This is a genomic window from Bacillus sp. SH7-1, assembly GCF_008042405.1.
In the GTDB taxonomy this organism is placed as follows: domain Bacteria; phylum Bacillota; class Bacilli; order Bacillales; family Bacillaceae_G; genus Bacillus_A; species Bacillus_A thuringiensis_N.
In genome coordinates, this window is the sequence record NZ_QNUD01000066.1 from 1 (window position 1) to 4,005 (window position 4,005).

The window sequence follows — 4,005 nt, forward strand, 5'->3', positions numbered from 1 at the left end:
TTATAGATAAAGTTTTCCGTTTCTACTTTTGAAAAAAGGAATATGTAATCATTCAACTATTACGCACAACTGTAAGGGGGAAGAATATGACTAAAAATCTCAGTCTAGTCGAGATAGAGTACATTTGTAATATGTTTTTCCAATCTTTTAAAATTCCAGTTTGTTTTTTAGATTGTAACAAAAATATTCTTATAGAGTTTACATCAAAAAATGATTCACATTCGTGGTATGCATCAAACATAGAGCAGTTACATGTGCTTTTACAGAAAAATGATTTATATAATTTCCCTATCTTCAGAACTCACCAACATTTAGGGCAATTTATTTTAATTTACATAAAGAGCGATTATATGGTGAACGGTACTGTTATTATGGGGCCCATAACACATGTGAATTTTTCTACAAGTAAAACGGATAGTAACCTTAATTTTATTGCTAATTATAAAAAAACAATTAACCATTATTTTTCATTGTCAATGAAAGATCAAAATTTCTTTGTAAATATAGCAATATTATTCTATAATATTCTCTATAAAAAAAATTTAGATGTAAGTACCTTTTTAAATAACAGTGACTCATTTCATATAAGTCATAGCAGAATCTTAAACGAAGATATATATTTTTCAATGCAAAAAGACGAATCTATTTGTCATAACTTGTATATAGAGCAACAACTACTTGCAGCTATAGAAAACGGGGATAAGGAAACCGTACTCAAATATTATTACGAATTCCAACAACAGACTCTTTCATCTTTATCTTCATTCCATCAATTAAGACGTCATAAAAACATTTGTATTTCATCCATCACGCTTGCTACTAGATATGCTATAAAAGGAGGGCTTCCTTCCGGGATTGCTTACAAGATTTACGATCTATACATCCTAAAGACAGAAGATTTAAAAGACACAGAATCCATTTGGGATTTATTAAGAAATGTTTTCTGTGCTTTTGCAGACTGTGTAAAAGCACAAAAAGTACAGCAACATTCAAAGACTATTGCTATTTGCAAAAACTACATTTTCAAAAATATTTACAATCAAATATCTGTTAAACAAATTGCTAAATTTGCAAATTTGAATTCAGATTATTTATCTATATTATTCAAAAAAGAAGTCGGTATATCATTAATTGAGTACATTCAACGTGAACGAATTGAAGAAGCGAAGAAATTATTAACTTTCACAACCTATCCCTTATCAGACATATGTGCTTCGCTTAATTTTAGTGACCAAAGCTATTTCACTAAAATCTTCAAAAAATTCACCAATGAAACACCTGGTAAATACCGACAATCTCATGTTGTCATTTAGAGTGAAATTTCGATTAAAACAAAGTGTTTTTAGTAACTTATCAATAGAAGTTTAGAATAAGTCCCACATTCATGACCTTTTGGGTTTAGGCTATTTATAAATCAAAAAAACACGTTACTATTCTTTTATTTTAATGAGAATAGTAACGTGTTTTTTATGTAATGTAGTTCTTTAGACACAATAGCATCCAAGCGCAAAGTTTTATAAAAGCCAAATACACCACTTAAATACTAAAATATTATTAAGTAAAAAATCCATCTAATAATTATTGTGTGAGAAATAATCCCTACTATTATTTTTGTATCTTTCTAAATTTACGAGCCAAAGTGAGTACTGTACCTACAATAACCATCCATAAGCCTATTGTTGTACTGTTAGTTGGACTAGCCCCCGTGTTGGGAAGCTCTTTATATGTAGATTCATTTTTATCAGAATTACTGTTGTTCGGGATATTACTGTTATTAGCAAGGCCATTAGCTTTTCCAGTGTCATTATCTTTTACAAATACTTTTTGTATTGAATGCACTTCATTACCTAAGGAATCTCTGACACTATATATTATTTCGAAAGTACCAGGTTTAGAGGTATCTATAGTTCCTTCATACGTTACTTTAGAGGTAAGGTCACCATCCTCTTTATCAGTAGCTGATACTCCTACCATTGGGTCAAATTTTTCTTCCTTAGTAATTGTAGTTGTAGCAGGTACTTTTAGTATTGGTATTTCATTCTTAACTTCTTCTCTACCTTTGACCGTTACAGTTTGTTTCGCAATTCCTTCATGACCTTTAGAATCTGTAACTGTATACGTTAATATGTAAGTACCGGCTTTAGAGGTATCTACTTCACCCTCAACTTTTACTTTAGAAGTAAGATCGCCGTCTTCTTTATCAATAGCTTTTACTTTTGCCATTGGATCGAATGAATCTCCTACAGTAATTGTCGCTGCAACAGGAACTGTTAATGTAGGCTTTAGATCTGATGGTTCTCCATTTCCCTTTACAATTACAATCTGTGTTGCCGTTGCATTCCCACCTTGAGAATCAACGACAGCGTAATCCACAATGTATTTGCCTGGTTTAGAAGTATCTACATCACCTTTATGTTCTACTCGATTTGTTAAATCACCATCTTCTTTATCAATAGCTTTTACATTGCTCATCGGGTCAAACGTATCACCTACACGTAGTGTAATTGTAAGTGGTACAGTTAACTCTGGGACTTGGTTTGCCTTAGTTTTTTCGTCTTCTTTCACTGTTCCTTGAATTTTTGCTGCATCAAAAGCTTTTTGGACCGCTTCAACCTCAATTGAATTTGCTCCATATTTATTTGTTGCAACTTTAAGGCATGCTAATCTTAATTCAGAGAAATTAGAAGTCATATTCAATTCATCAGTATTTGCATAATAGAAAATATCAAACATTTTATCTTCACCAATACCATTTACAGTTACACCGTTATGAGTGCCGCCTTGTGCAATTAAATACGCAACTTTATTAATAATACTTGAGTTAAAATGAACGCCCTCATTATCTTCTCCGTTTAAATCACTAAATTTACTATAATCATCCGGATATGGTACTCCATCAAAAAATTTGACTGAAGATGGATTTTTCATATTACGGAGAACGGATCCACTTTGTTCTCCTATTGTCCAATTAAATTCCCCATTATTTATATATTTCTCAATAGCCGTTCCCATAATATCAGATAATGCTTCATTAATTGCCCCCGATTCACCAAAGAATTCAAGATTAGATTCGCTAGATGTAACCGCATGTGTAAATTCATGGCCCGCTATGTCAAACGATCTAACCATTGGATCACCATATATAAGCATACTAACATTGTTAATATTAGCACTAAATGCATTCCCCCAATTTTTAGGATCATCTGTTTCTCCTGAATGCCATGCATGTACAACTGATACTACTTTTTTCCCCTTATTATCAAAACTATTACGCTTATATTTGTCTTTATAGAAATCATATACCTTTGTTGCTAAGAAATGAGCACTTACCGCCTTTGGATCATTAAACGTTGTTGAAGTGCTAGTTACTAATATACCAGGATAATATTTTTCTTCAAAATTAATATCTCTATAATTTACATCATACGTCTCAATTCCTTGCCCTCTTGTATAATCAGCAAGTGTATATTTTCCGTTACTTTGCTCAGAAATACCCAATGAACGAGTTATACCTAAGTCATCTTTTCCTGTTCCAGTTAATGATATGGAATTGCTTTTTTTACTCTCCTTTAAAGATTCAAGATGCTCTTCACTTACTTTTAAACTTGATTCTTGTACCATATTTTTCAACATATCACCACTATGAGCATCCACTAAATAAGTTCCAGATACATAGTTTGGTGTGGCAGCTGCAAATGTAACTTGATATGCATTTCTAGCCTGCCCACGATTTTCATCAACAAAAATAACTTCCTTAACTTCTGGCTCAGAAATAAATTTAATATCCTTGCCATACTTCGTATAAATATATTGTTTTGCTTCTTCCTTTGATAAATTAATAGGATTCTTTAAATCTTCTTTTGCTAAATTTTGTGCGCTGTCACCTGAAACACTTTTAATAACACCTTTTTTATCTACATGAGCAGTCAATTGGTGTCCATATACTTCTTTTCCTTCATATATTTGTTGCATACGCAAAAGTGTCGTCCCATCATATGAACCACG

The 4,005-nt window shown here is 32.0% G+C and carries 2 protein-coding genes; one reads left to right on the forward strand and one right to left on the reverse strand.

The features are described from left to right. The first annotated feature begins 86 nt into the window (after positions 1 to 86). The gene (locus DN390_RS30000) at positions 87 to 1,313 is read left to right on the forward strand and encodes an AraC family transcriptional regulator (RefSeq protein WP_147809309.1); all 1,227 of its coding nucleotides are present in this window, start codon (positions 87 to 89) and stop codon (positions 1,311 to 1,313) included. Between the two features lie 292 nt (positions 1,314 to 1,605). Here DN390_RS30000 and DN390_RS30005 read toward each other — a convergent pair. Then, positions 1,606 to 4,005: M4 family metallopeptidase (locus tag DN390_RS30005; RefSeq protein WP_147809310.1), on the reverse strand; the 2,400-nt coding region annotated here is incomplete at its 5' end.

Bases quoted from the DNA above. Each gene is read 5' to 3' on its own strand.
- DN390_RS30000 (WP_147809309.1), top strand. From the start codon at position 87: ATGACTAAAAATCTCAGTCTAGTCGAGATAGAGTACATTTGTAATATG.